Origin of the sequence: Streptomyces caniferus, from assembly GCF_009811555.1 — a bacterium.
In the GTDB taxonomy this organism is placed as follows: Bacteria; Actinomycetota; Actinomycetes; order Streptomycetales; family Streptomycetaceae; genus Streptomyces; species Streptomyces caniferus.
Genome location: NZ_BLIN01000005.1, coordinates 1637477 through 1653248, shown reverse-complemented (window position 1 = coordinate 1653248; position 15772 = coordinate 1637477). Strand labels below are relative to the sequence as shown.

Annotated in this window: 15 protein-coding genes; 14 read left to right on the top strand and 1 reads right to left on the bottom strand. The window is 71.3% G+C overall.

Features of this window, described 5'->3' with window-relative positions; all coding sequences use genetic code 11:
• The first annotated feature begins 129 nt into the window (after window positions 1-129).
• The 8 genes from aroC to nusB all read left to right on the top strand — a co-directional run bounded on the left by aroC (window position 130) and on the right by nusB (window position 6780).
• Complete coding sequence (gene aroC / locus Scani_RS23855) at window positions 130-1314, top strand: chorismate synthase (RefSeq protein WP_159479697.1); 1185 nt, start codon at window positions 130-132, stop codon at window positions 1312-1314.
• Window positions 1311-1868 carry a shikimate kinase gene (locus tag Scani_RS23850; RefSeq protein WP_159479695.1) on the top strand — a complete coding sequence of 186 codons (558 nt, stop codon included), beginning with the start codon at window positions 1311-1313 and terminating at the stop codon, window positions 1866-1868. The genes aroC and Scani_RS23850 overlap by 4 nt, the downstream gene beginning before the upstream one ends.
• Window positions 1865-2956, top strand: coding sequence for a 3-dehydroquinate synthase (gene aroB / locus Scani_RS23845; protein WP_159479693.1), 1092 nt, complete (start codon window positions 1865-1867; stop codon window positions 2954-2956). The genes Scani_RS23850 and aroB overlap by 4 nt, the downstream gene beginning before the upstream one ends.
• Window positions 2953-3411: a type II 3-dehydroquinate dehydratase gene (aroQ, locus tag Scani_RS23840; RefSeq protein WP_159479692.1), complete on the top strand. Its 459-nt coding sequence runs from the start codon at window positions 2953-2955 to the stop codon at window positions 3409-3411. The genes aroB and aroQ overlap by 4 nt, the downstream gene beginning before the upstream one ends.
• A 265-nt stretch (window positions 3412-3676) precedes the next feature.
• Complete coding sequence (locus tag Scani_RS23835; RefSeq protein ID WP_159479690.1) at window positions 3677-4528, top strand: Pro-rich N-terminal domain-containing protein; 852 nt, start codon at window positions 3677-3679, stop codon at window positions 4526-4528.
• 75 nt (window positions 4529-4603) lie between these two features.
• Entirely contained in the window at window positions 4604-5710 is a 1107-nt protein-coding gene (locus Scani_RS23830; RefSeq protein ID WP_159479688.1) for an aminopeptidase P family protein, read from the top strand.
• Between the two features lie 66 nt (window positions 5711-5776).
• On the top strand, window positions 5777-6343 hold the full coding sequence (gene efp / locus Scani_RS23825) for an elongation factor P (RefSeq protein WP_159479686.1): 567 nt from the start codon (window positions 5777-5779) through the stop codon (window positions 6341-6343).
• Window positions 6344-6345: 2 nt separating this feature from the next.
• The gene (gene nusB, locus Scani_RS23820) at window positions 6346-6780 is read left to right on the top strand and encodes a transcription antitermination factor NusB (protein ID WP_159479684.1); all 435 of its coding nucleotides are present in this window, start codon (window positions 6346-6348) and stop codon (window positions 6778-6780) included.
• 196 nt (window positions 6781-6976) lie between these two features.
• Here the strand turns inward: nusB and bldD are convergent, their stop codons facing one another.
• On the bottom strand, window positions 6977-7477 hold the full coding sequence (gene bldD, locus Scani_RS23815; RefSeq protein WP_030076442.1) for a transcriptional regulator BldD: 501 nt from the start codon (window positions 7475-7477) through the stop codon (window positions 6977-6979).
• Window positions 7478-7698: 221 nt separating this feature from the next.
• On the opposite strand from bldD, the gene pyrR reads away from it, so the two are divergent.
• The 6 genes from pyrR (at window position 7699) to carB (ending at window position 15715) form a co-directional block, all read left to right on the top strand.
• Complete coding sequence (gene pyrR / locus Scani_RS23810; RefSeq protein WP_159479682.1) at window positions 7699-8289, top strand: bifunctional pyr operon transcriptional regulator/uracil phosphoribosyltransferase PyrR; 591 nt, start codon at window positions 7699-7701, stop codon at window positions 8287-8289.
• 93 nt (window positions 8290-8382) lie between these two features.
• On the top strand, window positions 8383-9378 hold the full coding sequence (locus Scani_RS23805) for an aspartate carbamoyltransferase catalytic subunit (protein WP_159479680.1): 996 nt from the start codon (window positions 8383-8385) through the stop codon (window positions 9376-9378).
• A 2-nt stretch (window positions 9379-9380) separates the two neighbouring features.
• Window positions 9381-10667, top strand: a complete 1287-nt coding sequence (locus tag Scani_RS23800; protein WP_159479678.1) for a dihydroorotase — start codon at window positions 9381-9383, stop codon at window positions 10665-10667.
• Entirely contained in the window at window positions 10664-11260 is a 597-nt protein-coding gene (locus tag Scani_RS23795; protein WP_159479676.1) for a PH-like domain-containing protein, read from the top strand. The genes Scani_RS23800 and Scani_RS23795 overlap by 4 nt, the downstream gene beginning before the upstream one ends.
• The gene (carA, locus tag Scani_RS23790; protein ID WP_159479674.1) at window positions 11257-12411 is read left to right on the top strand and encodes a glutamine-hydrolyzing carbamoyl-phosphate synthase small subunit; all 1155 of its coding nucleotides are present in this window, start codon (window positions 11257-11259) and stop codon (window positions 12409-12411) included. Before Scani_RS23795 ends, carA begins: the two co-directional genes overlap by 4 nt.
• Window positions 12404-15715, top strand: coding sequence for a carbamoyl-phosphate synthase large subunit (gene carB, locus Scani_RS23785; protein ID WP_159479664.1), 3312 nt, complete (start codon window positions 12404-12406; stop codon window positions 15713-15715). Before carA ends, carB begins: the two co-directional genes overlap by 8 nt.
• Window positions 15716-15772 lie beyond the last annotated feature (57 nt).

Below are 15772 nucleotides of genomic sequence, written 5' to 3'. Positions count from 1 at the left end.
GGCCCCTTGTGTCCCCTCTGCCCGCGGGCGCCCGGTCCGCCCCCTGGACTGGGCGCCGCCCGTCGCGTGCGACGTGGGAGGATCGGGGGGAGACACCGTACGCGGATGAGCAGTACATGAGGAGCACCGTTGAGCAGGTTGCGCTGGCTGACGGCGGGGGAGTCGCACGGCCCCGCACTCGTGGCGACGCTGGAGGGCCTTCCGGCCGGAGTCCCGATCACCACGGAGCTGGTGGCGGACGCCCTGGCCCGGCGCCGGCTCGGCTACGGCCGCGGTGCCCGGATGAAGTTCGAGCAGGACGAGGTCACGTTCCTGGGCGGGGTGCGGCACGGCCTGTCGCTGGGCTCGCCGGTGGCCGTGATGGTCGGCAACACCGAGTGGCCCAAGTGGGAGCAGGTGATGGCGGCCGATCCGGTGGACCCGGACGAGCTGGCCGCACTGGCCCGTAACGCGCCGCTGACCCGCCCCCGTCCCGGCCACGCCGACCTCGCCGGCATGCAGAAGTACGGCTTCGACGAGGCCCGTCCGATCCTGGAGCGCGCCTCCGCCCGTGAGACCGCCGCCCGGGTGGCCCTGGGCGCGGTCGCCCGCTCCTTCCTCAAGGAGACGGCCGGTATCGAGATCGTCTCGCACGTCGTCGAGCTGGCCGCGGCCAAGGCCCCGTACGGGGTCTACCCGAAGCCCTCCGACGTGACGAAGCTGGACGCCGACCCGGTGCGCTGCCTGGACGCGGACGCCAGCAAGGCGATGGTCGCCGAGATCGACCAGGCCCACAAGGACGGCGACACCCTCGGTGGTGTGGTCGAGGTGCTGGCGTACGGCGTGCCGGTGGGTCTCGGTTCGCACGTCCACTGGGACCGCCGGCTGGACGCCCGGCTGGCCGCCGCCCTCATGGGCATCCAGGCGATCAAGGGCGTCGAGGTCGGCGACGGCTTCGACCTGGCGCGGGTGCCGGGCTCGAAGGCCCATGACGAGATCCTCTCGACCGACGACGGGATCAAGCGCAGCTCGGGCCGCTCCGGCGGCACCGAGGGCGGGCTGACGACCGGCGAGCTCCTGCGGGTGCGCGCCGCGATGAAGCCGATCGCGACGGTGCCGAAGGCGCTGGCGACCATCGACGTGAGCACGGGTGAGGCGGCCAAGGCGCACCACCAGCGCTCGGACGTCTGCGCCGTGCCGGCCGCGGGCATCGTCGCCGAGGCGATGGTGGCCCTGGTCCTGGCGGACGCGGTGGTGGAGAAGTTCGGCGGCGACAGCGTGCCGGAGACCCGCCGCAACGTGCAGACCTTCCTCGACAACCTGGCGATCCGATGACGTCGCCGGTCGTCGTACTGATCGGCCCGCCCGGGGCCGGCAAGTCGACGGTGGGCGCGCTGCTGGCCGAGCGGCTGGGCGTCGGCTACCGGGACACCGACGCCGACATCGTCGCCACGGCCGGCCGGCCGATCGCCGAGATCTTCATCGACGAGGGCGAGCCGTACTTCCGCGAACTGGAGCGGACGGCGGTACGTGACGCGCTGGAGAGCCACCCCGGTGTGCTCTCGCTCGGCGGCGGCGCGATCCTGGACGACGGCACCCGCACGCTGCTGACCGGGCTGCCGGTGATCTTCCTGGACGTGCAACTCGCCGACGCGGTCAAGCGGGTGGGCCTCGACGCGCCCCGCCCGCTGCTGGCCGTCAACCCCCGCAAGCAGTGGCGCGAGCTGATGGAACACCGCCGCCCGCTGTACACCGCGGCCGCGCGCGCCGTGATCGGGACGGGGGAGCGCACCCCCGAGCAGGTCGCCGAGGCGATCCTGGACGCTTTGGAGCTACGGCCGGCCGCGGGGCAGACCCCGCAGGCCGCCCACAGGGAGGAACAGGCATGACGGAGCAGGCCACCCGTATCCAGGTCGGCGGCACGGCGGGCACCGACCCGTACGAGGTGCTCGTCGGGCGGCAGCTGCTCGGCGAACTCCCGGCCCTCATCGGTGAGAGCGCGAAGCGGGTAGCGGTGCTGCACCCGGAGGCGCTGGCCGCCACCGGCGAGGCGCTGCGCGAGGACCTCGCCTCTCAGGGCTACGAGGCGATCGCCATCCAGCTCCCGAACGCCGAGGAGTCCAAGACCGCCGAGGTCGCGGCGTACTGCTGGAAGGCGCTCGGCCAGTCCGGCTTCACCCGCAGTGACGTGATCGTGGGCGTCGGCGGCGGTGCCACCACCGACCTGGCCGGCTTCGTCGCCGCGACCTGGCTGCGCGGGGTGCGCTGGATCGCCGTGCCGACCACCGTGCTCGGCATGGTGGACGCCGCGGTCGGCGGCAAGACCGGCATCAACACCGCCGAGGGCAAGAACCTCGTCGGCGCCTTCCACCCGCCGGCCGGGGTCCTGTGCGACCTGGCCGCGCTGGACTCGCTGCCGGTCAACGACTACGTCTCGGGTCTGGCCGAGGTCATCAAGGCCGGCTTCATCGCCGACCCGGCGATCCTCGAACTGATCGAGTCGGACCCGGAGGCCGCCAAGCGCCCGGACGGTGCGCACACCGCCGAGCTGATCGAGCGGGCGATCCGGGTCAAGGCCGAGGTCGTCTCCGCGGACCTCAAGGAGTCCGGTCTGCGCGAGATCCTCAACTACGGCCACACCCTCGCGCACGCCATCGAGAAGAACGAGCGCTACAACTGGCGCCACGGCGCGGCCGTCTCCGTCGGCATGGTCTTCGCCGCCGAGCTCGGCCGGATCGCCGGCCGCCTGGACGACGCCACCGCCGACCGGCACCGCTCCGTCCTGGAGTCCGTCGGTCTGCCGCTGACCTACCGCGGCGACCAGTGGCCCAAGCTGCTGGAGACGATGAAGGTCGACAAGAAGTCCCGCGGCGACCGGCTGCGCTTCATCGTCCTGGACGGCCTCGCCAAGCCGACCGTCCTGGAGGGCCCGGACCCGGCCATGCTGCTCGCCGCCCACGCGGAGATCGCGGCGTGAACGGCACGCGCGGCAAGGCCCGTCGGGTGCTCGTCCTCAACGGCCCCAACCTCGGCCGGCTGGGCTCCCGTGAGCCCGAGGTCTACGGCGCCACCTCCTACGCCGGGCTGGTCCAGGAGTGCGCCCGGCTCGGCAAGGAGCTGGGGTTCGAGGCCGAGGTCCGGGAGACCAACGACGAGGGGGAGATGATCCGCTGGCTGCACGAGGCCGCCGACGGGTCGATTCCGGTCGTCATCAACCCCGGTGCCTTCACGCACTACTCGTACGGTATGCGGGACGCGGCCGCCCAGCGCACCGCCCCGCTGATCGAGGTGCACATCTCGAACCCGTACGCCCGCGAGGAGTTCCGCCACAATTCGGTCCTCGCGGCCGTCGCCAGCGGTACGGTCGCCGGCTTCGGCATCGGCTCGTACCGGCTCGCGCTCCGTGCGCTGGCCGAGGAGCTGGACGGCTGACGCTCCCTCGGGCACGTTGTGCCGCCCCCGGCCGTTCACGCTGCGAGCGCCGGGGGCAAGGGGCCCTTCTGCCGCGTCCGGGAGGGTACCGTTCGCAGCAGTACCACCCCACGCCGACGGCCGTGGGGCACAACGGCCCTTCGGGGCCGGTGGGTTACCGCACCACGCACGGGGCAGCCAGTCCCGGCGCCTGGAGGCACCTCCGCCCGGCGCGGGCCGGGGGAGCACCGCACCACATCGACCGCACGAGACGGAGAGCCACCGGATGCAGTACGCAGTGGGGGCTCCGCTGCCACCGCCCCGCGGGCAGGCATCACTTGGGGCCACGATGAACTGGACGCCCCACCCGGGAGCGCACACCCCGCCCCTCTCGCCGCCGGCCCCCGCCGCCCCGCCCGCGCAGCAGCCCGCCCCCGGTCAGGGCTGGCACGGGCCCGCGCCCCAGCAGGCCCCGCCCACGCCGCACAGCACGGACATCACCGGCCATGTGCAGCTGCCCCCGGGCGCCCCGGTGCCGCTGCCCAGCCCGCCCACCGACACCGCGGCGCCGGACGCCGCGCATGCGGCCGTCGCGGTGCTGCTCATCGGCCCGGCCGGAGCCGGCAAGACCAGCGTGGCGCGCCACTGGGCCGACACCCGGCGGGTCCCGACGGCCCACATCAGCCTCGACGACGTCCGCGAATGGGTCCGGTCCGGCTTCGCCGACCCGCAGGCCGGCTGGAACGACCACTCCGAGGCGCAGTACCGCCTCGCCCGCCGCACCTGCGGCTTCGCGGCCCGCAACTTCCTGGCCAACGGCATCTCCTGCATCCTCGACGACGCCGTCTTCCCCGACCGGCCGGTCGTCGGCCTCGGCGGCTGGAAGCGCCATGTGGGCCCCGGCCTGCTGCCGATCGTGCTGCTGCCCGGCCTGGAGATCGTCCTGGAGCGCAACGCCCGGCGCAGCGGCAACCGCCGCCTGTCCGACGAAGAGGTGGCCAGGATCCACGGGCGGATGGCCGGCTGGTACGGCTCCGGACTGCCGATCATCGACAATTCCCAGCACGACGTCGCCACGACCGTGCGGGTGCTGGACGACGTCGTCGCCCGCAGCATCGCCAGCCCGCCGAACTGGTAGCCGCAGACAGCGGCCTCTCCCCCGGGCGGCCCCCCTCGACCGGCCGCCTCGGGGGAGCCGCCGTACGCTCGTGATATGTCCGAGTTGTACGCGGCCCGACGCACGCGGCTGCGCGACCGCTGCGCGGCAACCGGAAGCGCCGCCGCCCTGATCTCGCGCCCCGCGAACGTCCGCTACCTCACCGGTTGTGCGCCGCCCGGCGCCGCGCTGCTGCTGGGCCCGGCCGACGATGTGCTGCTGTGCGGCAGACCGCTGAGCGGCGATCCCGCCGAAGGGCGGCCGGCCGACGACGTACGGGTGTCGGTGCTGCCGACCCGCGGCGGCGACCCGGTGGTGGCCGGCGCCGACCTGGCCTCGACGGCCGGCGCGGACACCCTGGCCGTCGAGGAGCACCACCTCACCGTCACCCGGCACCGCGCGCTCTCCCAGGTCGCGCCCCGGCTGCGGCTGACCGACCTGGCCTGCGCGGTCGAGGGGCAGCGGCTGGTGAAGGACGACGACGAGATCGCCTGTCTGCGGATCGCCGCCGAGATCGCCGACCAGGCCCTGGGGGAGCTCCTCGAATCGATCCTGGTCGGCCGCACCGAGCGGCATCTGGCCCTGGAACTGGAGCGCCGGCTGGTGGACCACGGCGCGGACGGCCCGGCCTTCCCCACGTCCGTCGCGACCGGCCCGAACGCCGGCCGTCCCGGACATCTGCCCACCGACCGGAGGGTGGAGGAGGGCGACTTCCTGAGTGTCTGCCTGGGCGCGAATTACCGCGGCTACCGCTGCGAGATCGGCCGGACCTTCGTCATCGGCACCACTCCCTCGGACTGGCAGATCGAGCTGTACGATCTCGTTTTCGCAGCCCAGCGGGCCGGGCGCGAGGCGCTTGCGCCGGGTGTGGAGTGCCGCGAGGTGGACCGGGTGACCCGTCATGTGCTGGACGCCGCGGGGTACGGTGAGCGGCTCGGGGCGTGGACCGGGCACGGTGTGGGACTCGAAATCGACGAGGACCCTCAATTGTCGCCTGCCGCCATGGGTAAACTGGACGCTTGCGTGCCGGTCACCGTCGAGCCGGGGGTTCACATCCCGGGCCGTGGGGGTGTCCGGATCGATGACACCCTCGTCGTCCGCCCCGAGGCGGACGGCGGACCCGAGCTACTCACGATCACGACCAAGGAGCTGCTCGCGCTGTGAGCCCTACGGCTTGCGGCGCACGGCTTCGAGGTACCCACCACCTGCAGTCCAGGAGATTCCGCAACCGTGGCTTCCACGAACGACCTCAAGAACGGCCTGGTGCTCAAGCTCGAAGGGGGCCAGCTCTGGTCCGTCGTCGAGTTTCAGCACGTCAAGCCCGGTAAGGGCCCGGCCTTCGTCCGCACCAAGCTGAAGAACGTGCTCTCCGGCAAGGTGGTGGACAAGACCTTCAACGCCGGTGTGAAGGTCGAGACGGCCACTGTCGACAAGCGTGGGATGCAGTTCTCGTACATGGACGGCGAGTACTTCGTCTTCATGGACATGGACACCTACGACCAGCTGATGGTCGACCGCAAGGCCGTCGGTGACGCCGCGAACTTCCTCCTCGAGGGCTTCGAGGCCGTCGTGGCGCAGCACGAGGGCGAGGTGCTCTACGTCGAGCTGCCGGCCGCCGTCGAGCTCGTCATCCAGCACACCGAGCCCGGTGTGCAGGGCGACCGCTCCACCGGTGGCTCCAAGCCCGCCACCCTGGAGACCGGCTACGAGATCCAGGTCCCGCTCTTCATCACCACGGGCGAGAAGATCAAGGTCGACACCCGCACGGGCGACTACCTCGGCCGGGTGAACAGCTAACCGTGGCTGCCCGCACCAAGGCCCGTAAGCGCGCCTTCCAGATACTCTTCGAGGCCGACCAGCGCGGTGCCGATGTGCAGTCCGTGCTCGCGGACTGGATGCGGCACGCCCGGACCGACCCCCGACAGCCGCCGGTGAACGAATACACCCTGCAGTTGGTCGAGGGGTACGCGGACCATGTCGCCCGGATCGACGAACTGATCTCCACCTATGCGGTCGACTGGGACCTGGACCGGATGCCCGCGGCCGACCGCAGCATCCTGCGACTCGGCGCCTACGAGCTGCTCTGGGTGGACGACACCCCGGACGCCGTGGCGATCGACGAAGCCGTGCAGCTCGCCAGGGAGTTCTCGACGGACGATTCCCCGGCCTTCGTGAACGGCCTCCTCGGCCGGTTCAAGGAGCTGAAGCCGAGTCTGCGTCGCGAGGCGCAGTAGGCGGTCGACAGAGCGTGTGAACGGGCCCGGAGTGAAGGGTGATGCTCCGGGCCCTTCGCATGCCCGCAGAACGCCGTCCAGGGGCGCTCCTGGCGTACTGCGCGCCCCCGGTGTGCGCCGTCAGTGCGCCGCTATGCAGAAACCGCCGACCCGGAAGCCCGGAGCGGCGGTACGTTTCTGCAGGTGGTGAAGGGGTTCAGAGCTCGTCGTGCTGCACGGCGCGGCGGGCTTCGGCGTCGAGCACGCCCCAGCTGATCAGCTGCTCGGTCAGCACCGAGGGCGACTGGTCGTAGATGACCGCGAGGGTGCGCAGGTCGTCCTGGCGGATCGAGAGGACCTTGCCGTTGTAGTCACCGCGCTGGCTCTGGATGGTGGCGGCGTAGCGCTGCAGCGGGCCGGCCTTCTCCTGCGGGACATGGGCCAGGCGCTCCAGGTCGAGCACCAGCTTCGGCGGCGGCTCGGCCGCTCCGCCCGGTGTCGTGCCCGGCAGGAGTTCCTGCACCGGAACGCCGTAGAAGTCCGCCAGTTCGGCAAGGCGCTGCACGGTCACGGCGCGGTCGCCGCGCTCGTACGAACCCACCACCACGGCCTTCCAGCGGCCCTGGGACTTCTCCTCGACGCCGTGGAGAGAAAGGCCCTGCTGGGTGCGGATGGCGCGGAGCTTGGCCCCGAGCTGTTTGGCGTATTCGCTGGACATAAAACTCCCCAGACGGCTGTATCGACATGCGGCTCCGCCGCGGGCTGGTAACTCACTGTGAGGTTACGCAGCGTAATCTGACTTCGTCAAGCGGAACGGGGCAGACCCTCACCCGTCAGGGGTGCGGACGGGTCGGGAGAGGGCCCCTGGTAGCCTGGGCCGCGTAATTCCGACGTCCTTTAACGTCCGTCCTGTGAGGCGGAGAAGGAGGTCCGTTTCATATGGACGCAAGCAGTTCCGACACGACGGCTCAGCTCCCCGCCCGCCCGGTGCTCGAAGGCCCGGACATCGCGCGGATGCTCACCCGCATCGCCCACGAGATCGTCGAGCGCGCCAAGGGCGCGGACGATGTGGTGCTCCTGGGAATCCCCACCCGCGGCGTCTTCCTCGCCCGACGGCTCGCCGCCAAGCTCGAAGAGATCACCGGCCGCGCGGTCCCGGTCGGCTCGCTCGACATCACGATGTACCGCGACGACCTGCGCCTGGGCCCGGCCCGCACGCTCGCCCGCACGGACATCCCCGCCGACGGCATCGAGGGCCGCGTGGTCCTCCTCGTCGACGACGTCCTCTTCTCCGGACGCACCATCCGCGCCGCGCTGGACGCGCTGGGCGACATCGGGCGGCCGCGCGCCGTGCAGCTGGCGGTCCTGGTCGACCGCGGCCACCGCGAACTGCCGATCCGCGCCGACTACGTAGGCAAGAACCTCCCCACGTCGTTGCGGGAGACGGTCAAGGTCCAGCTCACCGAGGAGGACGGCCGGGACGCCGTGCTGCTCGGCGTGAAGCACACCGCCCCGGCCGGCGAGCGATAGCGCACCGCGTGCGGACCCGGTGACACCGGGCCCGCAGGCATGCCCGCTCGACGGACATTCCCGTACACCTCCTTCACTCACGGAGAAAACCGGATGAAGCGTCACCTCATCTCGGCCGCCGACCTCACGCGCGACGACGCCGTCCTGATCCTCGACACCGCCGAGGAGATGGCCCGGGTCGCCGACCGGCCGATCAAGAAGCTCCCCACCCTGCGCGGGCGCACCGTCGTCAACCTCTTCTTCGAGGACTCGACCCGCACCCGTATCTCGTTCGAAGCCGCCGCGAAGCGCCTCTCCGCCGACGTCATCAACTTCTCCGCGAAGGGCTCGTCGGTCTCCAAGGGCGAGTCGCTCAAGGACACCGCCCTGACCCTGGAGGCGATGGGCGCGGACGCCGTCGTCATCCGGCACCACGACTCCGGTGCCCCGCACCGCCTGGCGACCTCCGGCTGGATCGGCGGCTCCGTGGTCAACGCCGGTGACGGCACCCACGAACACCCCACCCAGGCGCTGCTCGACGCCTTCACGATGCGCCGCCGGCTGGTCGGCGCCGACGCGGGCCTGGGCCAGGACCTCGACGGCCGCCGGATCACCATCGTCGGCGACATCCTGCACAGCCGGGTCGCCCGCTCCAACGTCCATCTGCTGCACACCCTCGGCGCCGAGGTCACCCTGGTCGCGCCGCCGACGCTGGTGCCGATCGGCGTGGAGCAGTGGCCCTGCGAGGTCTCCTACGACCTGGACGCCGTGGTCGCCAAGTCCGACGCGGTGATGATGCTGCGCGTCCAGCGCGAGCGGATGAACGCGGCGTTCTTCCCCACCGAGCGGGAGTACGCGCGGCGCTACGGACTGGACGGCGACCGGATGTCCCGGATGCCGGAGCACGCGATCGTGATGCACCCCGGGCCGATGAACCGCGGCATGGAGATCACCGCCGAGGTCGCCGACTCGCCCCGCTGCACGGCCGTCGAGCAGGTCACCAACGGCGTCAGCATCCGGATGGCCGTCCTCTATCTGCTTCTGGGCGGCAACGAACCCGCCCTGACCGCCGGCAACGGCACCAGCACCCGCACCGAGGAGAGCAAGTAACCATGAGCAAGATCCTTATTCGCGGCGCGAAGGTCCTCGGTGGCGAGCCGCAGGACGTGCTGATCGACGGTGAGACGATCGCGGAGGTCGGCACCGGGCTGAGCGCCGAGGGCGCCCAGGTCGTCGAGGCCGGCGGCAAGATCCTGCTGCCGGGCCTGGTCGATCTGCACACCCACCTGCGCGAGCCGGGCCGCGAGGACTCCGAGACCGTGCTCACCGGCACCAAGGCGGCCGCCGTCGGCGGCTTCACCGCCGTGCACGCCATGGCCAACACCTTCCCCGTCGCGGACACCGCGGGCGTCGTCGAGCAGGTCTGGCGGCTGGGCAAGGAGTCCGGCTACTGCGACGTCCAGCCCATCGGTGCGGTCACCGTCGGCCTGGAGGGCAAGAAGCTCGCCGAGCTCGGCGCGATGCACGAGTCCGCGGCCGGGGTGCGGGTCTTCTCCGACGACGGCAAGTGCGTGGACGACGCCGTGATCATGCGGCGCGCCCTGGAGTACGTGAAGGCCTTCGACGGCGTCGTCGCCCAGCACGCCCAGGAGCCCCGCCTCACCGAGGGTGCCCAGATGAACGAGGGCATCGTCTCCGCCGAGCTGGGCCTGGGCGGCTGGCCCGCGGTCGCCGAGGAGTCGATCATCGCCCGCGATGTGCTGCTCGCCGCCCACGTCGGCTCCCGGGTGCACATCTGCCACCTGTCCACGGCGGGCTCGGTCGAGATCGTCCGCTGGGCCAAGTCCAAGGGCTGGAACGTCACCGCCGAGGTCACCCCGCACCACCTGCTGCTCACCGACGAGCTGGTCCGCTCCTACAACCCCGTCTACAAGGTGAACCCGCCGCTGCGCACCGAGGCCGACGTCCTGGCGCTGCGCGAGGCGCTCGCCGACGGCACGATCGACTGTGTCGCCACCGACCACGCCCCGCACCCGCACGAGGACAAGGACTGCGAGTGGGGCGCGGCGGCCATGGGCATGGTCGGCCTGGAGACCGCGCTCTCCGTCGTCCAGCACACGATGGTCGACAGCGGGCTGCTGGACTGGGCCGGTGTCGCCGACCGGATGTCCTTCCGCCCGGCGCACATCGGCCGCCTGGAAGGTCACGGCCGTCCCGTCTCGGTCGGTGAGCCCGCCAACCTCACGCTGCTCGATTCCGCTTACCGTGGAGAGGTGGACCCCGCGGGCTTCGCCTCCCGCAGCCGCAACACCCCCTACGAGGGCCGTGAGCTGCCGGGACGTGTGACCCACACCTTCCTGCGGGGCCGGGCAACGGTCGTCGACGGGAAGCTGGCGTGACACCTCCACTGAGCAATCTGGCCGCGGCGCAGCACTCCGCCCCGGTCACCGACTGGGCCGCACGGATCGGCTGGGTCGTCGGCCTGCTGGTCTTCGTCGTCTTCGTCTACTGGCTGATGCGCCAGGGCTGGAAGTGGCGCGGCACGCTCCAGGGCGATCTGCCCGAGCTGTCGGCCACCCCGGACGACCCCGGCGAGCCCCAGCTGTCCCTCAGCGGCCGCTACCACGGCTCCACCACCGCCGGGCAGTGGCTCGACCGGATCGTGGCGCGCGGGCTGGGGACCCGGAGCCGCGCCGAGCTGACCCTCACCGGCCAGGGCCTGGACGTCGTCCGGCCGGGCGCGGCGGACTTCTTCGTGCCGGCCGCCGCGCTGCGCGGCGCGCGCCTCGACAAGGGCATCGCCGGCAAGGTCCTGACCGAGGGCGGCCTGCTGATCGTCACCTGGGAGCACGGCGGCCGGCAGATCGACTCCGGCTTCCGCTCCGACCGGGCGGACGAGCACCCGGCCTGGGTCGAGGCCGTCAACCGGCTGAGCACCACCGAGCACACCACCAGCACCACCGAGCACACCGAAACGGAAGGCGCACGATGACGACCTCCACCAGGGGCACCGCCCACGGCACAAGGGGGCTCCCCGCCGTACTCGTCCTGGAGGACGGCCGCTCCTTCCGCGGCCGCGCCTACGGGGCCGTGGGGGAGACCTTCGGCGAGGCGGTGTTCTCCACCGGCATGACCGGCTACCAGGAGACGCTGACCGACCCCTCCTACCACCGCCAGGTCGTCGTCATGACCGCCCCGCACATCGGCAACACCGGTGTGAACGACGAGGACCCCGAGTCGCAGCGGATCTGGGTCTCCGGCTATGTCGTCCGCGACCCCGCCCGTACCCCGTCCAACTGGCGCTCGGTGCGCTCGCTGGACGACGAGCTGGTCGCCCAGGGCGTCGTCGGCATCAGCGGCATCGACACCCGCGCCCTGACCCGTCATCTGCGCGAGCGCGGTGCCATGCGGGTCGGCATCTTCTCCGGCGACGCGCTGCCCGACGAGGGCACGATGCTGGCCAAGGTCCGCCAGGCCCCGGAGATGCAGGGCGCGGACCTGTCCACGCAGGTCGCCACCAAGGAGTCCTACGTCGTCCCGGCGATCGGCACGAAGAAGTTCACCGTCGCCGCGATCGACCTGGGCATCAAGGGCATGACCCCGCACCGGATGGCCGAGCGCGGCATCGAGGTGCACGTCCTGCCGGCCACCGCCACCGTCGAGGACGTCTACGCGGTGAACCCGGACGGCGTGTTCTTCTCCAACGGCCCCGGCGACCCGGCCACCGCCGACCACCCGGTCTCCGTCATGCAGGGCGTCCTGGAGCGCAAGACGCCGCTGTTCGGCATCTGCTTCGGCAACCAGATCCTGGGCCGCGCCCTGGGCTTCGGCACCTTCAAGCTCAAGTACGGGCACCGCGGGATCAACCAGCCGGTGCAGGACCGTACGACCGGCAAGGTCGAGGTCACCGCGCACAACCACGGATTCGCCGTCGACGCCCCGCTCGACAAGGTCTCCGACACCCCCTTCGGCCGCGCCGAGGTCTCCCACGTCTGCCTCAATGACAACGTGGTGGAGGGCCTGCACCTCCTCGACCAGCCGGCCTTCAGCGTCCAGTACCACCCCGAAGCCGCCGCGGGTCCGCACGACGCCGCGTACCTCTTCGACCGCTTCGTTTCCCTGATGGAGGGCCAGCGTGCCTAAGCGCACCGATATCCAGTCCGTCCTGGTCATCGGCTCCGGCCCGATCGTCATCGGCCAGGCCGCCGAGTTCGACTACTCCGGCACCCAGGCCTGCCGGGTCCTCAAGTCCGAGGGCCTGCGCGTCATCCTGGTGAACTCCAACCCGGCGACGATCATGACCGACCCGGAGATCGCCGACGCGACCTATGTCGAGCCGATCACCCCGGACTTCGTCGAGAAGATCATCGCCAAGGAGCGCCCCGACGCGCTCCTGCCGACCCTGGGCGGCCAGACCGCGCTGAACACCGCGATCTCGCTGCACGCGTCCGGCACCCTCGACAAGTACAACGTCGAGCTGATCGGCGCCAACGTCGAGGCGATCAACAAGGGCGAGGACCGCGACCTCTTCAAGGAGGTCGTCGAGGCCGTCAACCGCAAGATCGGCCACGGCGAGTCCGCCCGCTCGTACATCTGCCACTCCATGGACGACGTCCTGAAGGGCGTCGACGAGCTCGGCGGCTACCCCGTCGTCGTCCGTCCCTCCTTCACCATGGGCGGCGCCGGCTCCGGCTTCGCGCACAACGAGGAGGAGCTGCGCCGGATCGCCGGCCAGGGCCTGACGCTCTCCCCGACCACCGAGGTGCTCCTGGAGGAGTCCATCCTCGGCTGGAAGGAGTACGAGCTGGAGCTGATGCGCGACAAGAACGACAACGTCGTGGTCGTCTGCTCCATCGAGAACTTCGACCCGATGGGCGTGCACACCGGTGACTCGATCACCGTCGCCCCGGCGATGACGCTCACCGACCGTGAGTACCAGACCCTGCGGGACATCGGCATCGCCGTGATCCGCGAGGTCGGGGTCGACACCGGCGGCTGCAACATCCAGTTCGCGGTCAACCCCGAGGACGGCCGGGTCATCGTCATCGAGATGAACCCCCGCGTCTCGCGCTCGTCGGCGCTGGCCTCCAAGGCCACGGGCTTCCCGATCGCGAAGATCGCCGCCCGGCTCGCCGTCGGCTACACCCTCGACGAGATCCCCAACGACATCACCGAGAAGACGCCGGCGTCCTTCGAGCCGACCCTCGACTACGTCGTCGTCAAGGTGCCGCGGTTCGCCTTCGAGAAGTTCCCGGCCGCCGACGCCACGCTCACCACGACCATGAAGTCGGTCGGCGAGGCCATGGCGATCGGCCGCAACTTCCCCGAGGCGCTCAACAAGGCCCTGCGCTCGCTGGAGAAGAAGGGCAGCCAGTTCGACTTCGTCTCCGAGCCGGGCGACAAGGCCGCGCTGCTGGTGAAGTCCCAGGTCCCGACCGACGGCCGGATCAACACGGTCATGGCGGCGATCCGGGCCGGCGCCACGCCCCAGGAGGTCTTCGACGCCACGAAGATCGACCCCTGGTTCGTCGACCAGCTCTTCCTCGTCAAGGAGATCGCGGACGAGATCGCGGCCGCCGAGAAGCTCCACCCGGAGATCCTTGCGGACGCAAAGCGCTACGGCTTCTCCGACGCCCAGATCGCGGCGATCCGCGGACTGCGCGAGGACGTCGTCCGCGAGGTCCGGCACGCCCTCGGGGTCCGCCCGGTCTACAAGACGGTCGACACCTGCGCCGCCGAGTTCGCCGCGAAGACCCCGTACTTCTACTCGTCCTACGACGAGGAGAGCGAGGTCGCGCCCCGCGAGAAGCCGGCCGTGATCATCCTCGGCTCCGGCCCCAACCGCATCGGCCAGGGCATCGAGTTCGACTACTCCTGCGTCCACGCCTCGTTCGCGCTCAGCGACGCCGGCTACGAGACCGTGATGGTCAACTGCAACCCGGAGACCGTCTCCACGGACTACGACACCTCCGACCGCCTGTACTTCGAGCCGCTGACGCTCGAAGACGTGCTGGAGATCGTGCACGCCGAGACCCAGGCCGGACCGGTCGCGGGTGTCATCGTCCAGCTCGGCGGCCAGACCCCGCTGGGCCTGGCGCAGGCGCTCAAGGACAACGGTGTGCCGATCGTCGGCACCTCGCCCGAGGCGATCGACCTCGCCGAGGAGCGCGGCGCCTTCGGCCGGGTGCTCACCGAAGCCGGGCTGCCGGCCCCCAAGTACGGCACCGCCTTCTCCTTCGACGAGGCGAAGCGGATCGCCACCGAGATCGGCTACCCGGTCATGGTCCGCCCGTCCTACGTGCTCGGCGGCCGCGGTATGGAGATCGTCTACGACGAGCCGTCGCTGGGCGAGTACCTCACCCGCCACGCCGGCCTGATCGACCGCCACCCGGTCCTCATCGACCGGTTCCTCGACGACGCCATCGAGATCGACGTCGACGCGCTCTACGACGGCCACGAGCTCTACCTCGGCGGCGTCATGGAGCACATCGAGGAGGCCGGCATCCACTCCGGCGACTCCGCCTGCGCGCTGCCCCCGATCACGCTGGGCGGCTACGACATCAAGCGGCTGCGCGCCTCGACGGAGGCCATCGCCAAGGGCGTCGGTGTCCGCGGCCTGATCAACATCCAGTTCGCGATGGCCGGCGACATCCTCTACGTGCTGGAGGCCAACCCCCGCGCGTCCCGTACGGTGCCCTTCACCTCGAAGGCCACCGCGGTGCCGCTGGCCAAGGCCGCCGCCCGGATCTCGCTGGGCGCCACCATCGCCGAGCTGCGCGCCGAGGGCATGCTGCCCAAGACGGGCGACGGCGGCACCCTGCCGCTGGACGCGCCGATCTCGGTCAAGGAAGCCGTGATGCCCTGGTCGCGGTTCCGCGACATCCAGGGCCGCGGTGTGGACACCATCCTCGGCCCGGAGATGCGCTCCACCGGCGAGGTCATGGGCATCGACTCGGTCTTCGGCACCGCCTACGCCAAGTCGCAGACCGGCGCCTACGGGGCGCTGCCCACCAAGGGCCGCGCGTTCGTCTCGGTCGCCAACCGCGACAAGCGCTCGATGATCTTCCCGGCCCGCGAGCTGGTCGCGCACGGCTTCGAGCTGCTGGCCACCTCCGGCACCGCCGAGGTGCTGCGCCGCAACGGCATCAACGCCACCGTGGTGCGCAAGCAGTCCGAGGGCGAGGGGCCCAACGGTGAGAAGACCATCGTCCAGCTCATCCACGACGGCCAGGTCGACCTGATCGTCAACACCCCCTACGGCACCGGCGGCCGGCTGGACGGCTACGACATCCGCACCGCCGCGGTCGCCCGCGCCGTGCCCTGCCTGACCACGGTCCAGGCGCTCGCCGCCGCCGTCCAGGGCATCGAGGCGATGTCCCGCGGTGACGTGGGCGTACGTTCCCTCCAGGAACACGCCGAACATCTCACCGCGGCCCGCGAGGAGTAGCGGCCAGGAGGGGGACACCGACGCGGTGTCCCCCTCTTCGTGCGCCCCTCGCTCCTC

Excerpts from the sequence above, each read along its gene's own strand:
- Scani_RS23805 (WP_159479680.1), top strand. The coding sequence starts at position 8,383 with ATGAAGCGTCACCTCATCTCGGCCGCCGACCTCACGCGCGACGACGCC.
- bldD (WP_030076442.1), bottom strand. The coding sequence starts at position 7,477 with ATGTCCAGCGAATACGCCAAACAGCTCGGGGCCAAGCTCCGCGCCATC.
- carA (WP_159479674.1), top strand. The coding sequence starts at position 11,257 with ATGACGACCTCCACCAGGGGCACCGCCCACGGCACAAGGGGGCTCCCC.
- Scani_RS23830 (WP_159479688.1), top strand. The coding sequence starts at position 4,604 with ATGTCCGAGTTGTACGCGGCCCGACGCACGCGGCTGCGCGACCGCTGC.
- aroB (WP_159479693.1), top strand. The coding sequence starts at position 1,865 with ATGACGGAGCAGGCCACCCGTATCCAGGTCGGCGGCACGGCGGGCACC.
- Scani_RS23835 (WP_159479690.1), top strand. The coding sequence starts at position 3,677 with ATGCAGTACGCAGTGGGGGCTCCGCTGCCACCGCCCCGCGGGCAGGCA.
- pyrR (WP_159479682.1), top strand. The coding sequence starts at position 7,699 with ATGGACGCAAGCAGTTCCGACACGACGGCTCAGCTCCCCGCCCGCCCG.
- Scani_RS23800 (WP_159479678.1), top strand. The coding sequence starts at position 9,381 with ATGAGCAAGATCCTTATTCGCGGCGCGAAGGTCCTCGGTGGCGAGCCG.
- Scani_RS23850 (WP_159479695.1), top strand. The coding sequence starts at position 1,311 with ATGACGTCGCCGGTCGTCGTACTGATCGGCCCGCCCGGGGCCGGCAAG.